Here is a 25,743-nt window from a genome sequence, read left to right as displayed (position 1 = left end):
AATGCCATGGAATACATCTGGTCAGGCATGAACATGCTGCAGAATGATTTTATAGACCTTTGTACTGAGGAAGAATTACAGCCTTTAAGGGGCCTGTTTGATTTTATGGCCTATTATGATGACAGAATAAATTATGAATCTTTGTTTAATAATTTCAAAAAAACTCACCAGTTTGAAGATTTTTCAAAAGTTTCCAAAAAGGATTTTCAAAAAATCATAATGTTAGCCTGGGGCACCATGTATGCCATGTGCCTTGGCGATAAATCCGGATGCTGCAAAGCAAGCTGCATCCATAACCAATTAAAAGGATAAAAAAAATGGCAGCTATAAATATGATCCTGCAAGGTAAGGGCGGTGTTGGGAAAAGTTTTACAGCCAGTCTGTTAAGTCAGTATTTGCTTGATAGAGATCAGTTGGTCGGATGTTTTGATGCTGATCCAGTTAATGCAACCCTGACAGCTTATGCATCATTAAAAGCAACAAAAATCGAGATCATGGAAGGGGATTCTATTAACAGCCGGTTATTTGACACGATGATAGAAAAATTAATTCAGCTGCCGGATGAGGCATTCGCTGTCATTGACAGCGGCGCCAGCACATTTGTTCCCCTGGCTGCGTACATATCAGAAAACAATGTTGCCGAATTCCTGAAAGACAGCGGCCACAACCTGACGCTGCATACCTTGATCACCGGCGGCCAGGCCGAGGGTGATACCATCCAGGGCCTTGCCTCCCTGATGGAAGGTTTTCCGGACACCCCCATAACCGTATGGGTAAACCCTTTCTTCGGTCAAATTGAATTTAAAAACCACAAACTGGAAAAGGCCAACCGAGATCTGGGTGGCACCACCATTGTTTTGCCCACGTATAAAAAAGAAACCTTTGGCTATGACCTGGAGCTGATGCTCAAATCCCGCCTGACATTTGCCCAGGCAATCAATTCCGGCAAATTCAACGTCATGGCTAAACAGCGGCTTAAAATAGCCAGGGATGAAATATGGAACATCCTGGATGAATCCGGCCTGATCATTGAGGCCCGGGAACAGCAGGAATGAAAAACAAAATCCAGGCGGAAATAGCCAAAAGGCACAAAATGACAGTGAGTGACAATGATCCTGTCTGGATCGTTGCAACTGTGTGTGAGCTTATGGCCGAAGAATACTCACGAAAACTTTCTGACCAGCAAGATATTCTTGCAGAAAAATTCAAGGAGGCGAACAAAAAAACAAACCCGCTGAATATGGTGATCGCCGTGCTTTTCGGCATCATTATAGGCCTGTCAATTCACCTGGTTATTTAAAGAGGAGTTTTAGAAATGAAAAGATTCTTACCGTTACTTGTACCAACCTTTCTTTTTTTTGGCGTTATCACCTTTGTTGATACTGCGTTTGCATCAACAATTTCGGAATTTGAAACCCCGGCAGAAACCTTGATGGAAACCTTGCGCGGGCCATGGGCCAAATCCGTTGCCATACTGATGATCCTGGCGGCGGCTTTTGTGATGTGGTTCAAAAAAGATGATTTGGACGGGATGACAAAAGGTTTTCTTGTTGTTGTCTGCATCATATCCGTGCTGGCCCTGGCGGAACCGATCATAGATGCGCTGTTCACATTCGGCAGCGGGGCATTAATCTAATGCGAAGGATAGCAATACACCGGTCACTGCATCGTTCAGACCTGATCATGGGCATAGAGCGGGATTTGCTTTTCCCCATTGGTATTGCCGCCGGCGTGCTGATTGTATCCAGCGGCAACCGCCCCTGGCAGATACTGATAGGTCTGGTAATTCTGTCGGGCGGCTTTGCCCTGGCCAGGAAAGCAAATAAAAAAGAGCCGATCCTTTCAAAGGTTTTCCGGCAGCATGTACAGCACAAAAAATTTTACCCGGCCAAAGACAGCCCGCAGTTGCCCCATAAATCCATCCATTACAATGCCATGGGCAGAAAAGAAAAGGGCCTGCAAAGTCTTTTGCAGTATGCCGTGATGGCGGATAACGGGATTATCCTTTGTAAAAACGGTTCGTTCCTGGTGGGCTATGAAATAACAACCCGGGATACGGCCAGTTCAACCGATACAGACCTTGAAAGCTTCTCAAGTTCTATATCCGCATCTTTAAAAAACCTAGGCGATGGGTTCACCCTGCACTTTGACTGCATCCGGAGCCCTGAAGATTATTACCCGGATAAAAATGAAAATCATTTCCCTGACAGGATCACCAGAGCCATTGATGATGAAAGGAGAATATATTTTAAAAAGGGCAGGCATTTTCGCACAACCCATTATCTGTTTATCACCTGGAAGCCGGATATATCAGCGCAGAAAATGGATTCCTTTTTATATACGGAAGAAAAGGAGGAACGCCAGAGAAAAAACGGTGATGATGCCGGTGTCAAGGCGTTAAAAACCCTTCAAAACAACCTGGTCGAAATCGAGGACAGGCTTTCGTTGTCTTTTCGGCTCAGGCAACTCAAGGATATATCCCTCCAGGATGGCATATATTCAGAACTTCTGGAAATTATCAACTTTATTATCACAGGGGAACGCCACAAAATAAAACTGCCGGAAATCCCTATGTATCTTGATTATCTTTTATCCTCCCAGGATGTCACCGGCGGCATAGTCCCGAAAATCGCGGATAAATATATCAGTGTGGTTGCCATTGACGGCTTCCCTGCAGAATCTTACCCCATGATGCTGTCCGGGTTAGACAGTTTATCCATACCCTATCGGTTTAACACCCGTTATATCTGTATGGATCAATGGACAGCCTTGCAGCAGATAGAAAATTACAGGAAAAGCTGGTCCCAAAAAATCATTGGTTTCTTTGACAAGCTTTTCAATAACGCCAAGGCAAAACCAAACAAAGATGCCGCCCTGATGGCCGTGGATGCGGAGGAAGCCTATTTAATTAATCAATCCGGATTTGTGGGATTCGGTTATTTTTCCGGCAATATCATTCTGCTGAATGAAGACAAAGAGTTGTTGCAGACGCAAACCAGGGACATTCGGAAAGTGGTTTTATCCCAGGGATTCTCTGCCCGGGTAGAAACCCTCAATGCCCTGGAAGGCTGGCTTGGAACCCTTCCGGCCAACAATTATTCCAACCTGCGCCGCATTATTTTACACAGCCTGAATCTTGCCGACATTTTACCCTTGTCAACAATATATGCGGGATCTGCGACAGCCCCCTGCCCTTTTTATCCGCCGGGATCACCGCCCCTGATGTATGCCGCCACAGACGGATCAACCCCTTTCCGGCTGAACCTGCATGTCAACGATTTAGGCCACACCCTGATTTTTGGCCCCACTGGTGCGGGTAAATCCGTTTTGCTGGCCATGATCGCAGCCCAATTCCGGCGTTATAAGGATGCGTGTATTTTTGCATTTGATAAGGGATTGTCTATGTTTCCCATGGTCTCTGCAGCAGGCGGCACCCATTATCACATTGCCGGCGATGACAGCCGTCTGGCTTTTTGCCCTTTAAAATATATTGATACAGATCCAGAACAGGCCTGGGCTGAAGATTGGATAACCACCCTGGCCACCCTGCAAAAAGTTGATATCAAGCCTGAACACCGGACAGCTATACATGACGCTGTTACACAAATCAGGAACTCCCCGGATCAGCACCGCACATTAAGCAACCTGTATCATTATATCCAGCACCAGGAACTCAAAGAGGCGATCCAGCATTATACAAACCAGGGGGCCATGGGTAAGCTTCTTGATGCCCCTGCCGATTCCATGACCCTGGAAAATTATACAGTGTTTGAAATCGAAGATTTGATGAATCTTGGCGAAGCAAACTTAATCCCGGTGCTTTTGTATATTTTTCACCGCATAGAGAAAGCATTTAAAGGGCAGCCAAGCATGCTGATTCTGGATGAAGCCTGGATCATGCTGGGGCATCCTGTTTTCCAGCAAAAAATACGGGAATGGTTAAAAGTGCTCAGAAAGGCGAATTGTGCCGTTGTGCTTGCCACACAAAGCCTTTCTGATGCCAGGAATTCAGGCATTTTAGATGTGTTGTCGGAAAGCTGCCCAACCAAAATATTTTTACCAAACCAGGATGCAGAGAAAGACACGCAAAAAGGACTCTATCACGGCCTGGGCCTCAATTCCACCCAGGTTAAAATCATCGCACAGGCCCGCCCCAAACGTGAATATTACGTGACCTCTTCACAGGGTAGCCGCCTGATCAACTTATCTTTATCCCCCCTGGCCCTGTCATTTGCCGGAGTATCGGGCAAAGGAGATATTGCCGCAATTAAGAATTTAATAAATGAGTACGGCCCTGAATGGCCGACACAATGGCTGCATGCCAGAAGTATAAAACCCCTAAAATTTAAGGAGCCTTAAAATGAAAAACAAAATCCAAACCACAATCGCTTTATTGTCCGTCATTGTCTTTGTCAATGTGTCTATGGCCGGTATTCCTGTTACCTGCCTTAATTGTTCCAATTTATTCACCCAGGCCCTGGAATATATAAAAGATATTGAACAGTTGGCAGAAGCAGTCAAACAATACGAACAACTCGTTCAACAAACAGAAAACGCCATCACCAATACCATGAACCTGCCCAGCAACCTGCTTCCAAACCTTCAATCTCAAATCAGGGCAGCGGTTGCCAATGTGAATCGTCTGAACTCATACAAGGCTGATATGGGAGCGCTGCTGACAATTTTTACTGACACCTGGCCTGAATTACGGAACTTAAAAATTGATGACATATTGATGCAGGATCGTATTCAAATGCAGTTAGATCAGTTTTCAAAGGCATCTGAGAAAATTGACAACGTTTTACAGTCTAATTTCCAGCTTAGCGGCCAGCAGTTACAAGACCTGCAGGATTCAGGGGATTTTGATGACTACTTGAACGATCTTCTTTCAAGCAAAACCGGCAGACAGCAGGCAATTGAAGCCGGCAACCAGATCAACGCCCTCACCGTCCATGAATTGAGACAGACAAGGGCATTGTTGTCTAATTATGTTCAGGCTCAGACTGCCGCTTTGGCTCAAGAACACAATGCTGCAAAGTTGAAGGATGCTGATTTGCAGCAGGAAATGAAAATTGGAGTAGACCGAACAGATGCAGTTATCATTCCATAAATCAAGGAACGATAACCGCGTCAGCTCTATCTATCCCCACTTTTTTCTCTTGTGCTTCGATTCTTTTCCACTCGGGCTCAGAGTCACCGGACACACGGATATAGACGCCGACACTGATACTAATAGCGACAACGATGGAGATCGTAAGGATGATCAAGTTTTTAGACATAAAGAAAACTCCTGTTAAAATTTGTCTTTATTTTTTGATAATAGCAAGTTCTTTAATTATTTTCAATAATTCAGCAATGGCTGATATTAATCAGACAGTTATCGAAAAAATCATACAAGGATACAAAGACGTAGGTTCTACCTGGGGAGACAACGTCAAAACCCACGCTTTATGGTTACTGAAATGGCTGCTCGTTATCCAGCTTGTTGTAATGGCCGTAAAGCTGGGGTTCAAACAATCCACATTGCAAGACGTTGTAGAAGACCTTGTCATGACGGCAATTTTTGGCGGTATCTTTTGGGCTCTCATCATAAAAGGTCAGGCCTGGGGTGTTGATTTAATTCAAGGTATGCTGAAAATGGCTCAGGATGTTGCGGGCGGCGGTTCGCCGCCTGGTGAGGCGTTCTTTGCAAAAGTCTTCACCGATGCCCTCAAGGTCGCAGATAACATGATGTATTCCTGGAATCCTATGTTAGTTCCAGCCATCTGCCTGTGTTCAATCTGCAGTGCCGTATGTGGTGCTTTTATCTACGGCATGTATTTGGTGATTCTCTGTGAGTCCTACATAGCCTTTAATCTCGGCATTTTTATTTTAGGCTTTGGCGGTATGAGATACACCAGAGGCTTTGCCACAGGTTTTTTAAAATACACCCTCAGTGTCGGCCTTAAATTATTCGTAATCCGGTGTCTGCTATATATCCTGGGCTCATTCCTGGCAGATATGGTGTTATTCACCTTTAAAAGTTTTACAGAAACCCTTGTTATCACTGCCTGTTTCTTCATTCTGGCGTTTCTCATCAAAGTATTGCCCGACACAATAGCCAAAATGGTCACACTGCACAGCGGCAGCAGTGCCGGAGCTATTACCGGAGCCATGGCGGCAGGCGCAGGTATGGCGGCGGGTGCGGCCTCCATGGGCGTCGGCGCCGCTGCCGGCGCTGCCAGCGGCGGCATGGCCGGGGCATTCAGCGGTGCCAGGGGCGGCGCATTGAGTGCCCTGGAAAAAATAGCCGAAGCAGTAAAACCCAAAGAGGAAAAGAATAATGATTAATGCCACAGAACACCAGGAACAGGTTTTACAACCAGCGGAAGAAAACCATTACCTGGCAGGCCGTAAAGCCTGGTCAGAAATGTATGGATCGTTCATCAGAGAAAGAAACCTTTGGCGCTTGGCAGCCATACTTGTTTCGATTGTCGCTATTCTGCTTGGTGCCGGTAATATCATACAGCTAAGGCAGCAAAAAGTGATCCCGTACATGGTTGAGGTTGACCGGGCCGGGCGGATCAGCGGCGGACAGATGGCCAGAAAGCTTGAGACCAGCCAGGAAATGATTCAATACAGCCTGGGCCAGTTTATCACGGCCTGGCGGACAGTCACGGCGGATATCGCCCTGCAGGAAAAATATATAAAGCAATCAAGTTTCATGTCCATTGGTGCTGCAAAAAGAATCCTGGCTAAATGGTACGCAGACAACAATCCATACATCTCCAGCGCAGAAAAACTGGTGGAGGTGCGGATTATGGCCTTGCCTCTTTATGTCAGCGGAGAAACCTGGCTGGTCGAATGGACGGAAATAGAGCGGACACATAAAGGGGTTGAACTCTCCCGGACCACTTTTCAGGCCAACCTTATCATCAAGCGCAAGCTCCCTGAAACACAACAGGAAATCATCAATAACGCCAGCGGCATATATGTGTCGGAAATCAGTCACAGCAAAAAGATACAATAGGAGATTAAACCATGAAAAAACTTGTAATAATCGCAATGGCAGTATCCTTTGCAGGCCTGGCAACATGCCGGGCTGCGGATTTCGTAAGCCCTGTATCAGCCCAATTGGACAGCAAAGAAAAGAAATCTTTAGCCCTGCAGTCAAGATGGCAAAAAAACACCATGGACCCGATCACCGCCAGAAACGGCATGACCTGTTTTGTTTACGGCCATTCAACTCCCACCATCATTGTTACCCCGTATAAAGTGGCTGACCTGGAACTGCAGCCCGGAGAGGTGATTAATTCCATGGTCCTGGGCGATAACGCACGATGGTTCGCAGAAATCGTTTTTTCCGGCAGCGGCGATATCAGCATCAGCCACGTTGTTTTCAAAGCCCTGGATTCCGGGCTCACCACCACCGCCGTGATCACCACTGACAGGCGGGTTTATCATATTAATCTCAAGTCCGACCGCAGCAAACACATGCTGTACACAGGGTTCATTTACCCCGAAGATCATATCGCAATCACCCGGGCGGCCCGGGAAAAAGAAATCCAAGAAAAAGAGAAAAGGACCACCGCTGAGGGCTTTGATATGGCCAAGTTAAACTTTGATTATGAGATATCCGGGGATGCCGGGTGGAAACCGCTTCAGGTTTTTGACAACGGCGTTAAAACGTATATCAAGCTGCCCAAACTGCAGGAGATGCCCATGTTCATGGTTAAAACCACTGCGGGTAAAGGTCTTGTAAACTACCGGGTAAAAAACAACTGTTTTATTGTGGACCGGATTTTTAACCAAGCCTATTTAATCGTCGGTGTGGGCAAGGATAAGGAAGAATTAACCCTGACCCGGCTGGAGGCGAAACAATGAAAAAGCTGACCAGACTAATTCTTCTTTTTTTTATGGCGTTAAACTGTTTTTCCTGCGCCCACCTTTCCCCTAAAGGATCATGGGTATTAATTGATTCTGAGCCGCCGTTACTGCTTTGTGATGTAATTATCAGCCGCCTGATCCTGCAATATCCACCGGCAAAAACCACGATAACGCTTCTTAAAAGCGGCAATAAAACCTTTGACCAGCTGATTGAAAAACAGGCCAGACGGGCCGGGTATACAATCAGCCAGTCCCAAAACGCTGTAAAGATCAGCTATGTCATTGACATGTTATCGCAAAACCCCGGCACCGGATACTTTCATCTTAAAAGCAGTGACGGATTCGGTTTCAGCCGGATGTTCCGCCTGCCCGGCTATGACCTGGCAGACACCTATACCCAAATTGAGGTCAAAAAATGAGCGCACCACGGGGGCTGCAAAGGCCGGGCGTAATGACAACCGTATTGAGCAGAAAGCCTATATTGCTGCTGTTTCTGTTCATTGCCATCATTGTATTGTTGCTGCTTTTTTCAATCTTTGATGACGGCAAAAGAAATAAGAAGAACAGCGGCCAGGACCAGGAGACCCTGCTGATAGAACCCCGGCAGTCATCCGTATCCACAAATGAAGAAGGGCTCAACCTGCCCAAAGCCCCGAAGGAACGTAAGGGCCTTGCCTCTGAAACCGATATGAACACCCCGGGCAAAAAGGGGGATCAAAAGACGCTTGAACCCATTGAGGTTGTGCGCGCTAACTCCCCTCCTCAGGACCCTGTAAAAGCCGCCCTGGATAAGCAGCGGCAAAAAGAGCTTGTCACTGTACTGCAGTACCGGTTCGAAAAACAACGCCAGGCGTTGGAGTCCAACCCGGTTGCTTACAAAAAAAATGCCTCAATGGATATCAGCACCTCTGCCGGTGTTTCTGACCAAACCAGCCAGCAATACGGATCTTCAGCAAGATTGTCAGCCTTAAACAGTGAACTTGCAAACGCCAAAGCAAGTCTTGGCCTTGGAGACGCCGGTTCACACTCCACAGCATTGGTAACAACGAAAACCGGTTTATCTGCAAATCAAACCGGAAGCAATGATGATTCAATGTGGGATAACGGTTATTCCATGGATCAGGATACCAATGCCTTATCCATTAAAACCGGGTCCATTATACCTGTGCTGCTGATCACCGGGATTGATTCCACCCTGCCCGGCTATATCAGCGGCCAGGTGAGTCAAAATGTATGGGATACCGCAACCGGTTATAACCTGCTCATCCCCCAGGGCACCAAAGTCTTTGGCCAATACCAGAACAATATCATCATGGGCCAGGAAAGGGTGTTTGTTGTCTGGAAGCGGTTAATATTCCCGGATGGCCGGGCCATGACCTTAAAGGATATGCCCGGCGGGGACCAGCTGGGTTACGCCGGCCTGAAAGACAAGGTGAATAACCACTATTTCAGGATTTACGGCCATGCCCTGCTTATGAGCCTTGTCACCGGCGGCACCGCTTATGCCATGAACACCCTGGACAGCGATAACAGCGACGAAACAACAACGCTTAATGAGTCCATGGGAACGGCCTTTGCCGACCAGATGGGACGAACAACCATGGGGCTGCTTGAAAAACACATGAACATGTCTCCCACGTTAACCATCCGGCCCGGTTATCGCCTGAACATCATAGCGGTCAAAGATTTAGAGTTCACCGAACCGTATGAAGGCAAATTATGAAAGTTGATAAAAAATCCTGGCAAGAAGGCTATGAGACAGGACTCCGGCAGCAGGAAGCCGAACCGGAAAACACAGAGGTCTTAAGCTGGCATGCCGGGTTTCTTGAAGGGCAGACAGATGCTGAAAAAATAAAAGTCCACAAAGAACAAAGTAATCTGAAAGGAGAAAAAAATAAATGAATGAAACCAGAACAGAAATATATCTGGAAAGAGTTCTGCAAGTTTGCCGCCAACTGTCTGATTATAGCCATCAAGGATATTATAATATATTCTATTTGTCTGCTGAAAATGCCAACATTATGAACTGCCTGCAAGAGCATCCTAAAACCGTAGCAACTATTTTCCCCTGGACAATTGAAACAATTGAAAGAACTGATTTGTTTTTTGAGAATCTTCTTTCTGCTCTTTGCCCGACATATTCGGATGTGGGGTTGTATCCTTCTGATCATCCAAAATTTGAAAACCATCATATCGATCTTTATTTTGCCCGCCGCAGTGACTGGTGGACAGGCCGGGATTACAGCCATGAACTTATTAAGTTTGAAAACAGCGATCCAAAGAATAAAGAAGCCTGCTTGAATCGAGTTGTAAAAGTATGCAGGCATCAGCTTTTTGAGAGGCTGAAGTCAAACAGGCTGTTCATGGCTGCGCTTATGAACAAAAAATATGCAGCGGTTTTCGAGATGATTGCATGGTACAGGGGGCATCTTAGGAGCAACGATATTTTTTTCATGAATCTGTATCGGGCATTAGACGGAATTATAAACAACAAGCCTGATTTTCCGGACTGGCCGGGCCAGGATTACACTTTCTTACTTTTTACATTTAAGAACCCCTGCAAGATTAAGGAGTAATTGACAGTGTTCTATAGGACAGGCAACCGGAAAACCATTAACTCCTTGTGCAATCAACCACAAGGAAACTTTAAACAAATCTATTTTTTCCGGGAGCCAGACAGAAGGGAACGGAAGCATATATATCTCCTGATTAATAACAAATTTACAAAACATAATAACAGGTTAAGGAGAGAGAAACCATGAGGCTTTTCATAGCAGAAAAACCATCCCTTGGCCGGGCCATTGCCGCAGGCCTGGGGGAAGCCGAAAAAAGAAACGGTTACATAGAATGCGGTCCGGATATCGTGACCTGGTGCTTTGGCCATCTGTTGGAAATGGATCAGCCCGAAGCATATGATGAAAAATATAAAGCCTGGAAAAAAGAAGACCTGCCCATTTTACCAAACGCCTTTAATGCCTCGGTCAGAAAAGATGCTGCCGCACAAATGAAAATCATAGGCAAGCTTCTCCAGGATGCTGAATGCGTAGTTAACGCAGGAGATCCGGACAGAGAAGGACAGCTGCTTGTTGACGAGGTGCTGGAATACCACGATTATGCCGGTTCTTGCCAACGTATCTGGCTTGCGGCCCTGGATGACAAATCAGTCAAAAAAGCCCTGTCGTCCATGACAGACAACAATAATTATACCGGCCTGCGTGATGCGGCCCGGGCCAGGTCACAGGCAGACTGGCTGGTGGGCATGAACTGCACCCGGGCCATGACCCTCAAGGGCCGCGATGCCGGCAGTCAGGGGGTGTTATCCCTTGGCCGGGTCCAGACCCCCACCCTTGCCCTGGTGGTCAACCGGGACCTGGTTATTGAAAACTTCAAACCCCACCCGTATTTCACCCTTCATGTTGAAATCCTTCATGAAGCATGTACGTTTACCGGCACGTTTCAACCCCTTGACACACAAAAAGGGCTGGATGACCAGGGCCGCTTAATCAACCCTGATGAAGCCTTCCGGATCAAAAAAGAGGTAAGCGGCCAGGCCGGAAAGATTATAGAGGCTGTTACAGAAAAGAAAAAAAAGAATCCTCCGTTACCCCATTGTCTGTCCTCTTTACAAAAAGCTGCATCGGCAAAGCTCGGCATGGGAGCAAAACAAGTGCTTGATGTGGCCCAGGCCCTTTATGAAAAAAAGCTGACCACCTATCCCCGTTCTGACTGCCGGTATCTGCCGGATGAACAGTTCCAGGAGGCTGGTAATATACTTGCGGCTTTGGCAAACCTGCCCGGGCTTGAGCAAATTGCCGAGAACACGGATTGCTTGATCAAAAGCGCAGCATACGACACGAAAAAAGTAACTGCCCACCATGCCATTATTCCCACAGGTGAAACCCCTTCGAACCTGTCCGATGATGAATCTGTCCTGTACCGCATGATTGCCCAAAGCTTTTGCATCCAGTTTTATGCGGCCATGGAGTTTGAAGCGCAGAAAATTCTGACCGGCATAAATAATACGGTCTGGAAATCAACGGGCAGAACGATATTGAATCCCGGCTGGACCGCCTTCATCAGGGAACAAGAGGATGAAGCCGCCGAAGACCAGGTTTTGCCCGGGGTACACCAGAACGACAATATAACCGCAGCCCAGGTTGATATCAAATCCCAAAAAACCAAACCGCCTGCAAGGTTTACCGAAGGTACCCTGATTGAGGCCATGGCAAATATTCACCGGTTCATTGAAGATACCGAAGCCAAGAAAACCCTGAAAGAAAACGAAGGCATCGGAACAGAAGCGACCCGGGCCGGCATCATTGAGACATTAAAAGCCCGCCACCTGCTTGAACTCCAGAAAAAGAACATCATTTCCACTGATCTTGGCCGGCAGCTGGTCAAAATGGCCCCTGAAGTACTCACCGACCCTGTGACAACGGCAAAATGGGAATCCAGATTATCAGCCATTGCTGACGGTAAAGAAAGCCTGTCCGGGTTCATGACAGACCAGACCATCCAGGTTCCCGAACTTGTTAAAGCAATATTTGCCCTTCAATTAAACCCGTTGCCGGGAACCCATCTTTGCCCGGAATGCGGCCGGCCTTTACGCAGGCAAAAAAGTCAAAAAGGCTCGTGGTATTGGGGATGTTTCAACCAGGATGGGCATGCAACGCCCGTATTTTTCAATGATAAAAACGGCAAGCCGGATTTAACGCCAAAGAAAAAAATAGAATTGTCAGAACACAAGTGCCGGGCCTGCGGTAAACCCCTTGTTAAGCGGGAATCAGAGAAAAAAGGCAAAGGAGGCAGGAAAAATTATTGGTGGGGATGCTCAGGCTTCCCTGAATGCAAAGAACGTTATTTTGACGATAACGGCAAACCCCGGTTCAATAACAAAGGAGAATAAAAATGGATTTTGAGTATTTTGCAATGAAACGCAACATGACTGTTGATGAGTACATAGCCTGGCTGAAAAGGCAGCTTGACCGTCTTGATTTTGATTCTGACGATATCCCGGGAGATGTTGCCGAATATGCCGGAGAATCCTTTGGCCTTATAAAAATTTCTGCAGAAGAATTGGCCAGAATGCAAAAATCTCAGTTGGAGAGTGAGGGGGGTGAATTATGAGCAGATATCAGGACCAGCTCAATGAGTTTTCAAAAAGGGTTTTAGAGGCCATTGAAAAAGGCGATGCGCCCTGGCAGAAACCATGGAAAGAAGGCCAACTGTTAGAACTGCCTAAAAACTTAACCACGGACCAGAATTATAAAGGTGTAAACCTGATTAACCTGGCAATGAGCGGTTTCAATGACCCCAGGTGGATGACGTTCAACCAGGCTAAAGATATGAATTGCTTTGTCAAAAAAGGGCAAAAAGCCGCCACCGGATTTTTTTATTCGCCTGCCAGATTGGAAAAAGAGCTCGATGATAAAGGAAAACCCGTCCTGGATGAAACTGGTGAAGAAAAAATAACCAAAGTAAACAAGCCTGTTTTCAAAACCTTTTCTGTTTTTAATGCCACCCAGGTTGAAGGCATAGAACCGTACATGCATCCGGAGCCTGCCTGGAAACCGGAAGATAAAGCAGAAAAGATAATTGCATCTGCAAATGTGGAAATCACCGGAAGTCAGCTTGATAAGGCTTTTTATAATTTTTTAACCCATACCATTGAAACCCCTGACAAGTCACAGTTTGATGATACGTCAAAATATTATTCCACCATATTCCATGAATTGTCCCATGCCACGGCCCATAAATCCATGATGGACAGAAATGTTGACTATGCGGATAAGGATTCCAGGGCCAAGGAGGAATTAAGGGCGGAAATATCAAGCTGGCTGGTGTGTTCTCAAACCGGCATTGGCTATTCTGCCGAATCCAAAGAGAGCAATAAAGCGTATGTTTCATCCTGGCTGACGGCAATCAAGCCGGAAGACCGGGTAAAAGAGCTTGGGTTTGCAATGAAGGATGCGGAAAAAATTGCTGAATACCTTATGGGTCTTGATCTGGACCGGAAATTATCACCAGCCGCCCCGTCATATGAAATCCAGGCACATACAGTCGAAAATGGCAAAGAAATTGACAACACACCTGATTTTGTAAAGGAGAAGAAATTCAAAAGCCTGGATGAGGCCAAATCCACAGCGTTTGCGTATCACCTGGCAGTTATAAGTATTGATAAGGCAAACAACGAACTATTTAATGACCTGCCTGAAAATACAGTTTTTACAGTTCGGGATGCAAAGGGCCTGCAGGTGTACAGCACACCATCTGAAGTCGAAACAGGCCAGGAACTGGAAACCGGGTGCGGCCCAAGCCCCCGGGAGCCGGACCCTTTAAATGAATCGGGCCGGGGAGAAAGAGAACCGGAATTATCCAGGGTGTATATCAACGTGCCGTATTCAGAGAAAGATGAAGCCAAAGCCCTTGGCGCAAAATGGGATAAGCAGGAAAAATCCTGGTTTGTCGAACCTGGGGCCGACCAGAAGCTATTTCAAAAATGGCTCGAACCTGCCCGGGAGAACCGCCTTGATATGAATGAAGTATTTGCTCAATTCCGGGATCAGGCTTCCAGGCTCGGCCTGAAAATTGACAGCCCCCAGGCGGACGGCAAGCTGCACCGTGTAACGGTTGAAGGAGATAAGGGCGGCAAAAAATCAGGGGCATATACGCTTTATCCTGACGGCAGGCCTGCGGGGTTCATTCAGAACCATAAAACCGGGGAAAAAGCCAATTTTAAATATGAAGGAGAAATCGGCAAAACAGTAATTACCCTATCTGATAAACAGGCCAGGTCAGCAGAACGGGATAACGATCATGAATCTGCAGCCAAAAAAGCCTTTGGCATTTACATCAATGCCGAAAAAACCACGGATCACCCGTATCTTAGGGATAAAAAGATCAATGGCGACAAAGAATACCGGGTAGACAGTAACAACCGGCTGATTATCCCTGCCAAAAATCTTAAAACCAACAAAATAGAATCCCTGCAGTTCATAAGCGAGGACGGGCAAAAGCAGTTTCTGCCCGGCGGTAAAAAATCCGGGAACGCTTATACCATAGGCGAACTCGACGAACAAAAACCCATACTGCTGGCTGAAGGGTTTGCAACGGGAAAAACTCTGAATGATGTGAGCCACCTTCCGGCAGTGGTCTGTTTTGATGCAAACAACCTTGAAAATGTGGCCAGACAGATCCGGGAATTGATGCCTTCCGCTGAGCTGTTCATTTGTGCGGATAATGACCACGCCAAAGAAAATAATGTGGGAGTGGAAAAAGCCCAACAAGCGGCCAAGGCCGTTGGTGCGAAAGTCATTATCCCCCAATTTACGGATGAATCAAAAAAACTTGGGTACACGGATTTCAATGACCTGGCCAAATGCAAAATGGGTAAGAGCCGGGTTCAAAGCCAGTTGAAATCCCAGATCCAATATCTTTCCAAAAACAAAGGCATAGGGCTTGAACGATGAAAAAACAGGAATACGGCCTTAAGCAGGCCAGGGTAAAAAAAAGCTGGTATCCCCTGCTCTTCCCGGTTTGTTTTTTGCTGTGGGCCTTTGCCTTCATGGGTTACGCCACCCAAACCGTAGCCAGGGCGTTAAGATACCATCCTGACCTGGGCAGGCCGCTGTTTGATACCTGTTACCTGCCCTGGAAGGTGTTTGAATGGAATAAATACATCACAGACACCCCGGTGGGTAATCAGGTTGACTTGATCTTCGGGGCTTTTGTCCTCAGCACTGTCTTCGGCTTTTTCCTGATTCTCCGGAAAAAGCCGAAAGGCAATTTAAATCTGCACGGCACGGCCACCTGGGCAAAGAAAAAAGAGTTGCCTGCCATGGGACTTGACGCCAAAGAAGGCGTATATGTCGGCGGCTTTCCATTGGCCAGGGGAACCAAATACCTGATTCATAACGGTCCGGAACATATTTTAGCATTTGCGCCAACCCGATCCGGTAAAGGGGTGGGCCTGGTTATCCCCTCGTTGCTTGCCTGGCCAGGCTCAAGCGTAACCCTGGACATCAAGGGTGAAAATTACGCTTTGACGGCAGGATATCGGGCTAAAGAATTAAATCATAAAATTCTTAAGTTTGATCCTGCTGATGAAACCTTTTCTTTTGCTAAATGGAATCCTCTGGCAGAAGTGCGGATTAATACCAATCATGCCATTGCCGATGCCCAGAATATTGCACAGATGATCTGTGACCCGGACGGCAAAGGCATGAAAGATTATTTCACCCAGGCCGGGTATGCGTTGCTGACCGGGCTGATTTTGCATGTCATTGTATCAAAGCAGGGTGCCACCCTTGCCGATGTCGTGGCCGAAATCACAAAAAGCGACAATGAGGGTGATGTAAAAAACCTGCTCTATGCCATGATAGACAAAGAACACGCACAAATCTTGAAAAAACGGTATCCGGACATGGATATTGATCTGGCAGACAACATACAATCCACCATTGACAGTTATGCCGGTGAGGCTGTAATCAAAGCCGACCGTGAGTTGTCCGGGGTGGTATCCACCGCGATTACCAACCTTTCTTTGTACCGTGATCCCATTGTCGCAAAAAACACCTCTGAGTCTGATTTTTTCATTTCAGATATCATGAACGCTGAAATCCCTGTTGATTTATACCTGGTTGTCTCCCCTGCCAACCTGGACCGGTTAAGGCCGCTGTTGCGTGTATTTTTCAATCTGGCGTTAAGAAAGTTCACCCAGAAAATGGAGTTTGAAAACGGGCAGGCCATAGTTGGCTATAAACACAGGCTGCTGCTCATGCTGGACGAATTTACCAGCCTGGGCAGGTTGGAAATCATGCAAAAGGCCCTGGCATTCATGGCCGGTTACGGGGTGAAGGCTTATATCATTGTCCAGGATTTATCCCAGCTGCAGGAAGCGTATACCCGGGACGAATCAATTACATCAAACTGCCATGTCAGGATTGCATATGCACCCAACAAGATAGAGACCGCAAAGCTCTTGTCCGATATGACCGGGAAAACCACGGTGGTTGACAAGAAAACCAGTGTTTCCGGCAAACGGTTAGGCGGCATGGGCAATGCCTCGGTGTCTGTCAGTGAAGTGGCAAGGCCGCTGCTCACGCCAGATGAATGCATGAGGCTGAAAGGCCCGGTCAAAGACGAAAAAGGGGGAATCAAAACCCCCGGAGATATGCTTATATTCGTTGCCGGTTACAACACAGTATACGGTCAGCAGATACTCTATTTTTTAGATCCTGTCTTCCAGGAGCGGGTTAAAATCCGGCCGCCCGGCCATATGAATTTTTCAAACTAAAAAAGGGATAGAAGAATGAAATATAAAAGCAAAATCATGCTGCCCTGCACTCTCTTTTTTGCGGCCTGTTTTTTTATATCTCAATACTGTTATATCAATGCATCCGCCAGCCTGCCCATAGGCATATATTTAAAAACCTCCCGGGCCATTGCCAACGGTTCCTTTGTTGTTTTCCATCCCACCGCCGCACAACAGCCCCTTGTATCAAAGTACGTTAAAAATATCCCTTTAATGAAACGTGTGGCTGCTTTACCAGGGCAGGCATACCAACTGCCCCCGGCCTCGGATACAGACAGCAAAGGCCGACCTATTACAGCGTTTGAACCCAAGACAGGCATTGTGCCTGCCAATCATCTGGTTGTGGTTGGCAACACAAAATTTTCATTGGACAGCAGGTATATCGGCTTTGTGCCCCAATCCTCAATAATTGATACGATAACCCCTCTTTGGGTTTTCGGTCTCTGAGAAAATATTGGAAAGGAGTGAAAATGAACGTTGTTTTGGACAGTTTGAAGCATAATTTAGGCCCTGTTGTTACCCAGGCCCTGGATGATGATAACGTGATTGAAATTATGCTCAATCCTGACGGCAAGCTATGGCTCGATACATTTGACAGGGGCATGGTGGAAGTGTCCGCCATTCCTGCATCATCTGCTGCCGGAATACTGAGCCAGGTTGCGTCCATGCTTGGCGCCGTCGTTACAAAGGATTCTCCCGTTGTTGAAGGTGAGTTGCCCCTGGACGGCAGCCGGTTTGAGGGGTTGTTCCCTCCGGTTGTGGCGAATCCCTCTTTCACAATCCGCAAAAAGGCCATCAGAATATTTACCCTGGATAATTACGTGCGGTCCGGGACCATGTCACCAGATCAGCAGCAAATTATCTGCGATGCCATTGCAAACAAAAAAAACATCCTGGTGGCGGGCGGAACGGGTTCCGGCAAAACAACCCTGACAAATGCCATTCTTGCACAATTGGCAAATATTGCCGGCGATGAACGGCTTGTCATTATCGAAGACACCAGCGAACTGCAGTGCCTGTCAAAAAACAAGGTGATGCTGCGTACAAACCGGAACACCAATATGCAGCATCTTCTTAAGGCCACCATGAGGCTGCGGCCAGACAGAATCGTTGTGGGTGAAGTAAGGGGCGGTGAAGCCCTTGACCTGTTAAAGGCGTGGAATACCGGCCACCCGGGTGGCGTGTGCACCGTCCATGCCAATTCCTGTGCCGGGGGACTGGTCCGGCTGCAGCAGCTCATTGCCGAAGTTGTGCCCAACCCCATGGATGATTTAATCCGGGAGGCAGTTGATTTGGTGATTTTTATTAAAAGAACCAAACAGGGCAGAAAGATAGACGATATTGCCGTCATAAACCAAAAGGATGCGGCCATACACAAGTTAAAAATTCCAGCTTAAGCCTGGACCATGGAGGGATAAATCATGAAATCACTTAAGATCACAATTGTTTTTCTATTGGCGTTTGTTTCAATCCAAGGATCAGCCCAGGCAGAATTGTCAAATATTCAAACACTGGCCTGTGAAACCATCCTGTGTCTGTCATCCGCCGTACAACCATCGGAGTGCAATCCGGCCCTGAATTATTTTTATGGGATCAAGGGGGATAAAATATCTGACACCCTGGATTTAAGAAGGGCATTCCTGAATAAATGCCCGGATTCATCCGCACAAGGAATGCCGGGCCTGATTAATGCAATAGTCAATTATTCAAGCCCGTTCTGCACCCTTGAAAGTTTAAATAATAACCTGGTTGAAGTACGGATTTTGGTGAAATACGGCAGAAACAAATATCATGTTAAAACCATAAAAGTGGTTGATCCTGAGTTACCGGCAGCTTGCCGGAATTATTATAACGCGCTCATTAACCACGAATACACAGCATATTCACAACTCTCTTATATTGGTACTGATTTAGGCACCAGGAGGGAAGATGATGATGGAGATGAATTTTATGGAATCTATGCAGACTCCAAAAGTGAGCAAAACGAAATTGCTGCAGCGTTATCAGATAACCATTGGGAATGGACCGATTAACCAGTTAACATAATTTAAAAAAAGGAGAAGATTAAATGAAAAAATTGATTATCACTGGTGTTGTTATTGTTTTATCAGCCACTCTTTTTTCATGTGCGGCTATGCAGACAAATCAAAAGAAGGGCACGGCTGTGGGAGCAGGTACCGGCGCAGCCGTCGGTGCTATTTTAGGTCAGCTTATCGGCGGAAACACAGAATCCACACTGATCGGTGCTGGTATTGGGACTGCCCTTGGAGGGCTTACAGGTAATCAGGTAGGTAAGTATATGGATCTGCAGGAGCAGGAGTTAAGACATGCAATCGCAGCATCAGAATCGGCAAGTATACGGCGTGAACAGGATATTCTGAGGGCGACCTTTAAAGGGGAAGCTTATTTTGATTATGATTCAAGCCGGTTGAAACCAGGGGCATATTCGGAGCTGCGAAGGATTTCTGATATTTTAATCAAGTATCCCCATTCCCGCATTGAAGTGGCCGGACACACTGACACCAAAGGTTCGGAAGAATATAACCTTGATTTATCAAAACAACGGGCGGAAGTTGTCGCAAACCAATTAATTTATAATGGGGTTTCTGCCCAAAGAATCATGGCCGTGGGCTATGGGGAGTCCCGGCCAATATCTTCCGACGACGCAATGAATCGCCGTGTGGAAATCCTTATTAAGCCGGTAGTGAAGGGCTCTTTGTAAATGGGCGGTAAGACACTCAAAAAAAAATATGCAGATTCCAAAAGTGAACAAAACAAAATAACTGCACCACCACCAGAAATAATGGTACTGACCAACACCGTTGTTCCTGGTGGTGTTTTAATGAAGCCGTCGATTATCACAGAATTAAAAAACGCAGGGGTTTTTAATGAAAAAAGACAAGCGGGAAATAACCCTCAAATCTTATGTGACGAAAAAAGAATACAGCCAAATCAAGGAACTCGCCAAACAGACGGGCTTTTCTGCCTCTGAATATATCCGCAGGATTTTAACTGGCCAGCGGATTGAATCAAAGCTTGATCAACAGGCTTTTTTGTGTGCCCTTAAAGTGAACGCTGACCTTGGCAGGCTTGGGGGGCTGTTTAAATACTATCTTGCCCAAGGGTTTAAAAATGTGCCTCCTGGAGAAATAAGAAAAGTGCTGCATGACATTGAAGACAGGCAGCGGCAGCTGAAACCGGTCATTTCTAAAATTCGGGATATGATGTAAGGTTGCAGCCCTGTCTTCCTCCATATATTCAGGCAACACCGACACTTTTAATGGCTTTGGATCCTAGTACCATCATCAAAGTTTAATGCCATGATATCAAAACGTATCCATTGCGAACCGCAAAACGACAACATAAAGCGTTTAGGGCTGTATATAGGCGCTGGCCATGAAGGGGAAAAACTTTTTGCAAAATGGACAGCCGGCTGTTATGCCGGGCCGGATTATGATCTGGCCATTGATGAAATTAAAGCCACCCAGGCAATGAATGCCCGGACAAAAAAAGAAAAAACCTATCATATGGTGGTCAGTTTTCATCCCGAAGATTTCAAAAAACTTTCCCTGGAAGATTTCAAAAACATTGAAAAAGAATTTGCGGCCGCTTTAGGTTTTGAAGACCATCAACGGCTCTGCGGAATACATATTAACACAGACAATCCCCACATGCATGTTGCTTACAATATGATTCATAAAGAAAAGTACACCAGGCATGATCCTTTCTATGATTATTATAAACGGGATAAAACGTGCCGGCACCTGGAGGAAAAATATAAGCTTAAGGTTGATGTCGGTGTTGAACAGCAATTTAGCGATTACGTGAAGCTGCGGCAAGCAGATGTTAAGCAGGCCTTTGACAATGCCAAGGATTGGCAGTCCTTGCACAAAGAACTTGCCGTTTACGGCCTAACTGTGCAAATGCGTGGGAACGGTTGTGTCCTGGCTGCAGTCGGCCACAAACAAAAAGATGGCCATCATATAAAATTAAGCGATTTTGATAAAAATCTGTCAAAGAAAAAACTTCAGGACCGGTTTGGATCTTATGAAAAATCAGCCGGGGATTATGAGGTAAAAGAATTTTTTCAACGGGAGCCAAAACGGGAAAACGCTAAAGCCAGAGACTTTGAAACTAAAACCGGACTAAAATCCTTTGAAACCTTTGTTTTAGAATCAAGAGATTTTATCGCCCAGGCTGCAGTCAAATCTGATACCTGGCAAGATTTCCACAGGGAACTGGCCAGGATCGGCCTTGAAATCAAACCACGGGGGGCAGGTTTTGTTTTAACTGATATCGGCGGAAAGACCCAAAAAAATTCAAGCATCCCTTTTTCTAAAACCGGTATGCGGATTGCCAAAAACGGCATTATCCTTGAACGCCCCCAAAAAGGAGATATGAATAATGGAAGAAACACAGGACAGCCCGATAATTTGAAAATTTTAGGAGAATTTGAACCATCCCAAGGCGGTTATACAATTGAAAAGCCGTATAGATTTGAACCGGTGAAAAAACTCAAATCAGCCAAAGAAAGAGAAGCTTGGAAGATTTACATCCGTGAACGAAGACAGCATAATTATAACTGGATAAAATTTAATAAAAATTTCCAGCGTTTTTATGGTGAAGATTATGGGATGTAAATTTATCGTTTTCAGAGGTTTTTAAATGATTTGATATTAATCCCCCCCCCCCTCCACAATACTTCTGCTATTGAATGCTACTTTCAAATAGGCCTGTGCGACCAATGATACCATGATTGCTCGGTTCAATTTTTCTATATTTCCGGGCTATTGTGAGCCGGGCAGGTAGCCCTTTATTAATTAATCGATAGATTTACCCGTCACGAAAAAAGGCACCCCTCCTCATCATATAATTTAGCGCATTTTGTAAAAATTTATTTCACAAAGAACTTGACAACCACTCCTCAGCAAGTTAATTGTTTTTACAAAATTTTTGTAAAAAAACTATTTCATAAGTCACGATAGATTCAGCCGGATGAGACTGTGTTCTCATACACGTTTCCTATATATATAAAGTTGTCTATTCTGTCGTAGCAACAGATCAAAATAATATTTTGAATTGATTATTAACCCTAACGTTGCATAAAATAAGTACCATTGAATAGGAAGACGGTTGCTATCATAATGGAAAACCATTTTTTCTGATTATAACGGATTTGGGGGACTGGATTGGAGAGCCATGAAATAGACTGAAAAAAATCATTTTCTGCGTTATGGTTGAAGTGCTCAACAGCAACTATAACAAATAGGAAAAATGATGACTCCAGCCTCTAACACTGCTCTCCGACTGAATCGAACTATTTGTATGCACATTTGTCAAGCACAATATCGTCTGCTCATTCAACATGCCATTGAATTTCGTATTATCTTGGACGTGGCAATCAAGGAGAATCCTGATATTTTTCCTCCTGAAATCTCCTTCGGATACAAAATGAAGGATACCAGAGTGTCAAAAAAATTGAATTTAAAAATCAGAAGAATAGTTATAGCTGGTATCAGTTATACCATAAGGACGTCTTTTGCGATGCCCTATATAACTGGATTTATAAAGGATGTTGAAAAACCTTTGTTTTTACGTAAGTTTGCTGTTCCATTTTGGGCTTTGAGTCACTGTTTCGGAAAAAATCCCATGTATTGGTATCGCCTTGAAGCCAATATTGGTCGGTACAGCCTTGTGGGCACCACTATCAAATCCCCAGAAAAATTACCCCAGCACCTTTCTGCTGACGAAAAACACACCCGCCTTCTCGGACAGAAGACCTATATTGCCACAACGGCCGGAAGTAACTGTATTTTAGGCACCAATATCTCGAAAACGGCCTCCAGTAAAGATCTTCAAGAAGCATACGGTATTTTTAAAAAAGAAGCTGAATGCATTAATCCGGGATATCAGCCGGATACTGTCAATACCGACGGATGGGCCTCAACGCAAAAGGCCTGGAAAAATCTGTACCCCCAAATAACCGTACTATCCTGCTTCCTACACATTTTTATTGGCATACGTGATCGGTCTCGCAAAAAATACAAGAAGTCTTTTTTGGATGTATCCACCAGGTTATGGATTGCTTCAAGGCAGAATCCAAAGGAGCATTCTCACAGAGAGTTCGCAGGCTTTCTGAATGGTGTCAAAATACGGAAAATGAAGTTCCGGACGTCATTTCAGCCAAAATCAAGAAGCTCAGGGCGAATCTTCCACAGTTTTCCCAAACCTATGATTTTCCTGGCGCACATAGAACGAGCAACATGGTTGATCGGTTGATGCCGCGGATGGATCGTCATTTGTTCAGTACCAAGTATTTTCACTGCACTATGAAATCTGCTAATCTCAGCATCCGTGCTTGGGCTCTTATCCAAAATTTTTCTCCACTTAATCCATGGACGGTAAGGCAAAAAGTTTATGTGAGTTCATTTGAAAGAGTCAACGAATTTAAGTATCATGAAAACTGGCTTCATAACCTTTTAATTTCGGGTTCTTTGGGAGGCTTACGGCCAGGTCCCCCAAATCCGTTATAATCAGCATTTTTTTAGAACAAATCAGGACCTCACCCAAAGTGAATGCCTGAAATTTGCTTAAAAAATTGAAAAACTATTCAGCGGCAGTCAAACAAGAATTGGGAAAGATGATTTACCAAGAATCTTTGAGTTAGTGCCTTACTCCTCAGTTTCTGTCAAAAAAAACAAGAAAATCATACGGCCATTTTCAACAGATTTTCAATGGATGAGGCTAATATTACGTTCAAAGCTTTGATTAGCCGTGTGCCTTTGAGCGTTACTTGATACCTATTCTGATTCGGTAACTTCCGAATAATTCCGTGCATTCGTAGCAACCGAAAATGACGACTGACTTTTGCAGATAATTGTTTGTCTGTGCGTCCTTTCCCAAAAGAAGTGTCAGACAACAATTTTCGAATCATTTGATTGTTAAATCCTGATATTAAGAATGCAGGATCGCTGAGTGCAAGAATCAACTCTTGATCTTTGCTAACTGGGTCAAGACCACGGTAACGATGTCCGTCTTTCATGATATGGCCTGTCAGCTCATTCATGATATCGCTAATCGGTGTTTTTTCCTCCAGAGTTGCTAAGTCATTCATGAAACGATTATTGACATCTTGAGAAACAGAGGCCCGCAACGGAGTATCCATCACGCCCTTACGCATGGGAAGGCGTTGTTTGGATTCGTTTTCACTTTGTCCCTGCTTGTGACGGTACACTTTGAATTGACCTGGATCATTTATAGTCGTTTCTACCCGAAGAACATTCTGCTCGTTGTATATTTTGACAGAATTTTTATTGACCCAGTGGCGAAGACGTATTCCATCGTTAAAGCCGGTAAGGCGTGTCACAACAGAATCTGAAGACTTTGCATAAGGATTCCCGGATTTTGTCAAAGGTCTATCCAGATACCGCAGAACCCGGCTGCTTGTACCAGTTATCTGTGCATGGTGTATCAGGGATTCCATGATTGCTTTAAGCGAGTCAGGTGTCTCGAAAATAAAATCTGTGGCCCACTCGCTTTGCCATAGAGTCCAATAATAGGAAAGATCCGGCCCCAGGATTTTTTCCATATCAGGAAATATTCTTTGGGAAAAACCGGTTAGCATATTGGTAAATTGTGTGTTGAGTTGCTCGTCAAGCAGTTGCTGAGCCTTCTGGTAATCAGCGATATAGAGAAACTTATTTCCGTGGACAAGAAAATCTATTCCAGCTCGCTCAAGTCCACGACGCAACCATTCACGCCCATTGAGACAAATTTGAATATGATAAGGGAACCATGTCTGCAGCCTTATATTCATAAATCCGTATTCGATGTCATCAAAATAAAAGTACAGATGTTTGCATTGTGTCTGATAATTTTTAAGTTGGGGGAAACCATTTTCTGAACAATACACTGCCCTATACGATGAACCCTGTTCCAGGCAGGACCAAACACCGATTAAGCCGCTTGATATTCGATCCTTTCGCTGTTTTTCATGAGCGAGTTCTTCTTTTCTGATACGCCATGTTGGAATATGAATAACAGAATGGCCGCAATTGTTGATAGCGTACTGTTCTGTTGTGGCAATTATGCTTTTGGTCTGAGATAACATCCAGTCTTTGTAATTTTTGTTGAGAATCCCCCTGTTTCGGCAGAAGTGCATCACTTCAGAGGCAGACATCAGTGGAAGAATTAAACCCTTGAAAACAATACGGTCAAATCCTGTCATCACACCCTTGACCCAATGTCATAAAGTTAACAGGTAGTAAAAATATATTGTAAATACAGACTATTATGATATATTTGGTATTAACACCAACTCAAAATTTTTCTTATGAAAGGAGAATAATATGTCAAAAAAAGTTCAAAAACAAAACGATTGTGGCACGGAACCTGCTTTCTAAGATCTGTGCCGAACTGATCGAATATCTTAAAGAAATTTTGAATTCATCCCAATTTGTAGAGAGGCACAAACAATCCCAAAAAGATTTTATACGCCAAAGAAAACTTCCCTTTCAAACTCTTTTCCTGTTTTTCATAAATTTCATCAAAGGATCATATCAAGA

Annotated in this window: 24 protein-coding genes and 1 pseudogene; 24 read left to right on the top strand and 1 reads right to left on the bottom strand. The window is 45.2% G+C overall.

Annotated elements, in window-relative coordinates; translation table 11 throughout:
* The 24 genes and pseudogenes from Q366_RS17355 to Q366_RS21790 form a co-directional block, all read left to right on the top strand.
* Nucleotides 1-312 (top strand): annotated as a pseudogene (locus Q366_RS17355) (Rha family transcriptional regulator); the annotation flags it as partial.
* A gap of 5 nt (nt 313-317) precedes the next feature.
* Entirely contained in the window at nt 318-1,055 is a 738-nt protein-coding gene (locus tag Q366_RS17350) for a nucleotide-binding protein (protein WP_035239456.1), read from the top strand.
* Nucleotides 1,052-1,300 carry a hypothetical protein gene (locus Q366_RS17345; protein WP_004073543.1) on the top strand — a complete coding sequence of 83 codons (249 nt, stop codon included), beginning with the start codon at nt 1,052-1,054 and terminating at the stop codon, nt 1,298-1,300. Before Q366_RS17350 ends, Q366_RS17345 begins: the two co-directional genes overlap by 4 nt.
* A gap of 15 nt (nt 1,301-1,315) precedes the next feature.
* A complete protein-coding gene (locus Q366_RS17340) occupies nt 1,316-1,636 on the top strand; it encodes a TrbC/VirB2 family type IV secretion system protein (RefSeq protein ID WP_035241423.1) in 321 nt (106 codons plus the stop codon).
* Nucleotides 1,636-4,359 (top strand): VirB4 family type IV secretion/conjugal transfer ATPase, encoded by a 2,724-nt coding sequence (locus tag Q366_RS17335; protein WP_035241420.1) that lies wholly within the window; start codon nt 1,636-1,638, stop codon nt 4,357-4,359. Before Q366_RS17340 ends, Q366_RS17335 begins: the two co-directional genes overlap by 1 nt.
* A 1-nt stretch (nt 4,360) precedes the next feature.
* On the top strand, nt 4,361-5,110 hold the full coding sequence (gene trbJ / locus Q366_RS17330) for a P-type conjugative transfer protein TrbJ (RefSeq protein ID WP_035241418.1): 750 nt from the start codon (nt 4,361-4,363) through the stop codon (nt 5,108-5,110).
* Between the two features lie 149 nt (nt 5,111-5,259).
* Complete coding sequence (gene trbL / locus Q366_RS17325) at nt 5,260-6,330, top strand: P-type conjugative transfer protein TrbL (protein ID WP_245620002.1); 1,071 nt, start codon at nt 5,260-5,262, stop codon at nt 6,328-6,330.
* A complete protein-coding gene (locus Q366_RS17320; protein WP_051958131.1) occupies nt 6,323-7,009 on the top strand; it encodes a VirB8 family type IV secretion system protein in 687 nt (228 codons plus the stop codon). The genes trbL and Q366_RS17320 overlap by 8 nt, the downstream gene beginning before the upstream one ends.
* An 11-nt stretch (nt 7,010-7,020) precedes the next feature.
* Complete coding sequence (gene trbG / locus Q366_RS17315; protein WP_035241415.1) at nt 7,021-7,863, top strand: P-type conjugative transfer protein TrbG; 843 nt, start codon at nt 7,021-7,023, stop codon at nt 7,861-7,863.
* Nucleotides 7,860-8,285: a conjugal transfer protein TrbH gene (locus Q366_RS17310; RefSeq protein WP_035241412.1), complete on the top strand. Its 426-nt coding sequence runs from the start codon at nt 7,860-7,862 to the stop codon at nt 8,283-8,285. Before trbG ends, Q366_RS17310 begins: the two co-directional genes overlap by 4 nt.
* A 32-nt stretch (nt 8,286-8,317) precedes the next feature.
* A complete protein-coding gene (locus Q366_RS17305) occupies nt 8,318-9,589 on the top strand; it encodes a TrbI/VirB10 family protein (protein ID WP_245620001.1) in 1,272 nt (423 codons plus the stop codon).
* Nucleotides 9,586-9,768 (top strand): hypothetical protein, encoded by a 183-nt coding sequence (locus tag Q366_RS17300; RefSeq protein WP_035241407.1) that lies wholly within the window; start codon nt 9,586-9,588, stop codon nt 9,766-9,768. Before Q366_RS17305 ends, Q366_RS17300 begins: the two co-directional genes overlap by 4 nt.
* A complete protein-coding gene (locus Q366_RS17295) occupies nt 9,765-10,442 on the top strand; it encodes a hypothetical protein (protein WP_035241404.1) in 678 nt (225 codons plus the stop codon). The genes Q366_RS17300 and Q366_RS17295 overlap by 4 nt, the downstream gene beginning before the upstream one ends.
* 182 nt (nt 10,443-10,624) lie before the next feature.
* Nucleotides 10,625-12,772, top strand: a complete 2,148-nt coding sequence (locus Q366_RS17290; protein ID WP_035241401.1) for a DNA topoisomerase III — start codon at nt 10,625-10,627, stop codon at nt 12,770-12,772.
* 2 nt (nt 12,773-12,774) lie between these two features.
* Entirely contained in the window at nt 12,775-12,993 is a 219-nt protein-coding gene (locus tag Q366_RS17285) for a hypothetical protein (protein ID WP_035241398.1), read from the top strand.
* Nucleotides 12,990-15,335 carry an ArdC-like ssDNA-binding domain-containing protein gene (locus Q366_RS17280; protein WP_035241394.1) on the top strand — a complete coding sequence of 782 codons (2,346 nt, stop codon included), beginning with the start codon at nt 12,990-12,992 and terminating at the stop codon, nt 15,333-15,335. Before Q366_RS17285 ends, Q366_RS17280 begins: the two co-directional genes overlap by 4 nt.
* On the top strand, nt 15,332-17,161 hold the full coding sequence (locus Q366_RS17275; RefSeq protein WP_035241390.1) for a type IV secretory system conjugative DNA transfer family protein: 1,830 nt from the start codon (nt 15,332-15,334) through the stop codon (nt 17,159-17,161). The genes Q366_RS17280 and Q366_RS17275 overlap by 4 nt, the downstream gene beginning before the upstream one ends.
* Nucleotides 17,162-17,176: 15 nt before the next feature.
* A complete protein-coding gene (locus Q366_RS17270; RefSeq protein WP_035241388.1) occupies nt 17,177-17,626 on the top strand; it encodes a S26 family signal peptidase in 450 nt (149 codons plus the stop codon).
* Between the two features lie 23 nt (nt 17,627-17,649).
* Nucleotides 17,650-18,576: a P-type conjugative transfer ATPase TrbB gene (trbB, locus tag Q366_RS17265; RefSeq protein WP_035241385.1), complete on the top strand. Its 927-nt coding sequence runs from the start codon at nt 17,650-17,652 to the stop codon at nt 18,574-18,576.
* A gap of 24 nt (nt 18,577-18,600) precedes the next feature.
* Nucleotides 18,601-19,212, top strand: coding sequence for a TrbM/KikA/MpfK family conjugal transfer protein (locus Q366_RS17260; protein ID WP_035241380.1), 612 nt, complete (start codon nt 18,601-18,603; stop codon nt 19,210-19,212).
* A gap of 35 nt (nt 19,213-19,247) precedes the next feature.
* Entirely contained in the window at nt 19,248-19,901 is a 654-nt protein-coding gene (locus Q366_RS17255) for a YiaD family glycine zipper/OmpA-like lipoprotein (RefSeq protein ID WP_035241376.1), read from the top strand.
* A gap of 166 nt (nt 19,902-20,067) precedes the next feature.
* Nucleotides 20,068-20,409: a plasmid mobilization protein gene (locus Q366_RS17250; protein ID WP_035241371.1), complete on the top strand. Its 342-nt coding sequence runs from the start codon at nt 20,068-20,070 to the stop codon at nt 20,407-20,409.
* Between the two features lie 90 nt (nt 20,410-20,499).
* Nucleotides 20,500-21,819, top strand: coding sequence for a TraI/MobA(P) family conjugative relaxase (gene traI, locus Q366_RS17245; protein WP_035241369.1), 1,320 nt, complete (start codon nt 20,500-20,502; stop codon nt 21,817-21,819).
* Between the two features lie 634 nt (nt 21,820-22,453).
* Complete coding sequence (locus Q366_RS21790; RefSeq protein WP_211251912.1) at nt 22,454-23,458, top strand: hypothetical protein; 1,005 nt, start codon at nt 22,454-22,456, stop codon at nt 23,456-23,458.
* Between the two features lie 427 nt (nt 23,459-23,885).
* Here Q366_RS21790 and Q366_RS17230 read toward each other — a convergent pair whose 3' ends face one another.
* A complete protein-coding gene (locus tag Q366_RS17230) occupies nt 23,886-25,406 on the bottom strand; it encodes a hypothetical protein (protein ID WP_035241367.1) in 1,521 nt (506 codons plus the stop codon).
* Nucleotides 25,407-25,743: the final 337 nt, after the last annotated feature.

Source organism: Desulfobacter vibrioformis DSM 8776 (assembly GCF_000745975.1).
Classification (GTDB): domain Bacteria; phylum Desulfobacterota; class Desulfobacteria; order Desulfobacterales; family Desulfobacteraceae; genus Desulfobacter; species Desulfobacter vibrioformis.
This window is presented reverse-complemented; position numbering and strand designations above follow the sequence as displayed.

Coding starts and splice junctions, on each gene's coding strand:
- Q366_RS17350 (WP_035239456.1), top strand. CDS start 318: ATGGCAGCTATAAATATGATCCTGCAAGGTAAGGGCGGTGTTGGGAAA.
- Q366_RS17345 (WP_004073543.1), top strand. CDS start 1,052: ATGAAAAACAAAATCCAGGCGGAAATAGCCAAAAGGCACAAAATGACA.
- Q366_RS17340 (WP_035241423.1), top strand. CDS start 1,316: ATGAAAAGATTCTTACCGTTACTTGTACCAACCTTTCTTTTTTTTGGC.
- Q366_RS17335 (WP_035241420.1), top strand. CDS start 1,636: ATGCGAAGGATAGCAATACACCGGTCACTGCATCGTTCAGACCTGATC.
- trbJ (WP_035241418.1), top strand. CDS start 4,361: ATGAAAAACAAAATCCAAACCACAATCGCTTTATTGTCCGTCATTGTC.
- trbL (WP_245620002.1), top strand. CDS start 5,260: ATGATCAAGTTTTTAGACATAAAGAAAACTCCTGTTAAAATTTGTCTT.
- Q366_RS17320 (WP_051958131.1), top strand. CDS start 6,323: ATGATTAATGCCACAGAACACCAGGAACAGGTTTTACAACCAGCGGAA.
- trbG (WP_035241415.1), top strand. CDS start 7,021: ATGAAAAAACTTGTAATAATCGCAATGGCAGTATCCTTTGCAGGCCTG.
- Q366_RS17310 (WP_035241412.1), top strand. CDS start 7,860: ATGAAAAAGCTGACCAGACTAATTCTTCTTTTTTTTATGGCGTTAAAC.
- Q366_RS17305 (WP_245620001.1), top strand. CDS start 8,318: ATGACAACCGTATTGAGCAGAAAGCCTATATTGCTGCTGTTTCTGTTC.
- Q366_RS17300 (WP_035241407.1), top strand. CDS start 9,586: ATGAAAGTTGATAAAAAATCCTGGCAAGAAGGCTATGAGACAGGACTC.
- Q366_RS17295 (WP_035241404.1), top strand. CDS start 9,765: ATGAATGAAACCAGAACAGAAATATATCTGGAAAGAGTTCTGCAAGTT.
- Q366_RS17290 (WP_035241401.1), top strand. CDS start 10,625: ATGAGGCTTTTCATAGCAGAAAAACCATCCCTTGGCCGGGCCATTGCC.
- Q366_RS17285 (WP_035241398.1), top strand. CDS start 12,775: ATGGATTTTGAGTATTTTGCAATGAAACGCAACATGACTGTTGATGAG.
- Q366_RS17280 (WP_035241394.1), top strand. CDS start 12,990: ATGAGCAGATATCAGGACCAGCTCAATGAGTTTTCAAAAAGGGTTTTA.
- Q366_RS17275 (WP_035241390.1), top strand. CDS start 15,332: ATGAAAAAACAGGAATACGGCCTTAAGCAGGCCAGGGTAAAAAAAAGC.
- Q366_RS17270 (WP_035241388.1), top strand. CDS start 17,177: ATGAAATATAAAAGCAAAATCATGCTGCCCTGCACTCTCTTTTTTGCG.
- trbB (WP_035241385.1), top strand. CDS start 17,650: ATGAACGTTGTTTTGGACAGTTTGAAGCATAATTTAGGCCCTGTTGTT.
- Q366_RS17260 (WP_035241380.1), top strand. CDS start 18,601: ATGAAATCACTTAAGATCACAATTGTTTTTCTATTGGCGTTTGTTTCA.
- Q366_RS17255 (WP_035241376.1), top strand. CDS start 19,248: ATGAAAAAATTGATTATCACTGGTGTTGTTATTGTTTTATCAGCCACT.
- Q366_RS17250 (WP_035241371.1), top strand. CDS start 20,068: ATGAAAAAAGACAAGCGGGAAATAACCCTCAAATCTTATGTGACGAAA.
- traI (WP_035241369.1), top strand. CDS start 20,500: ATGATATCAAAACGTATCCATTGCGAACCGCAAAACGACAACATAAAG.
- Q366_RS21790 (WP_211251912.1), top strand. CDS start 22,454: ATGATGACTCCAGCCTCTAACACTGCTCTCCGACTGAATCGAACTATT.
- Q366_RS17230 (WP_035241367.1), bottom strand. CDS start 25,406: ATGACAGGATTTGACCGTATTGTTTTCAAGGGTTTAATTCTTCCACTG.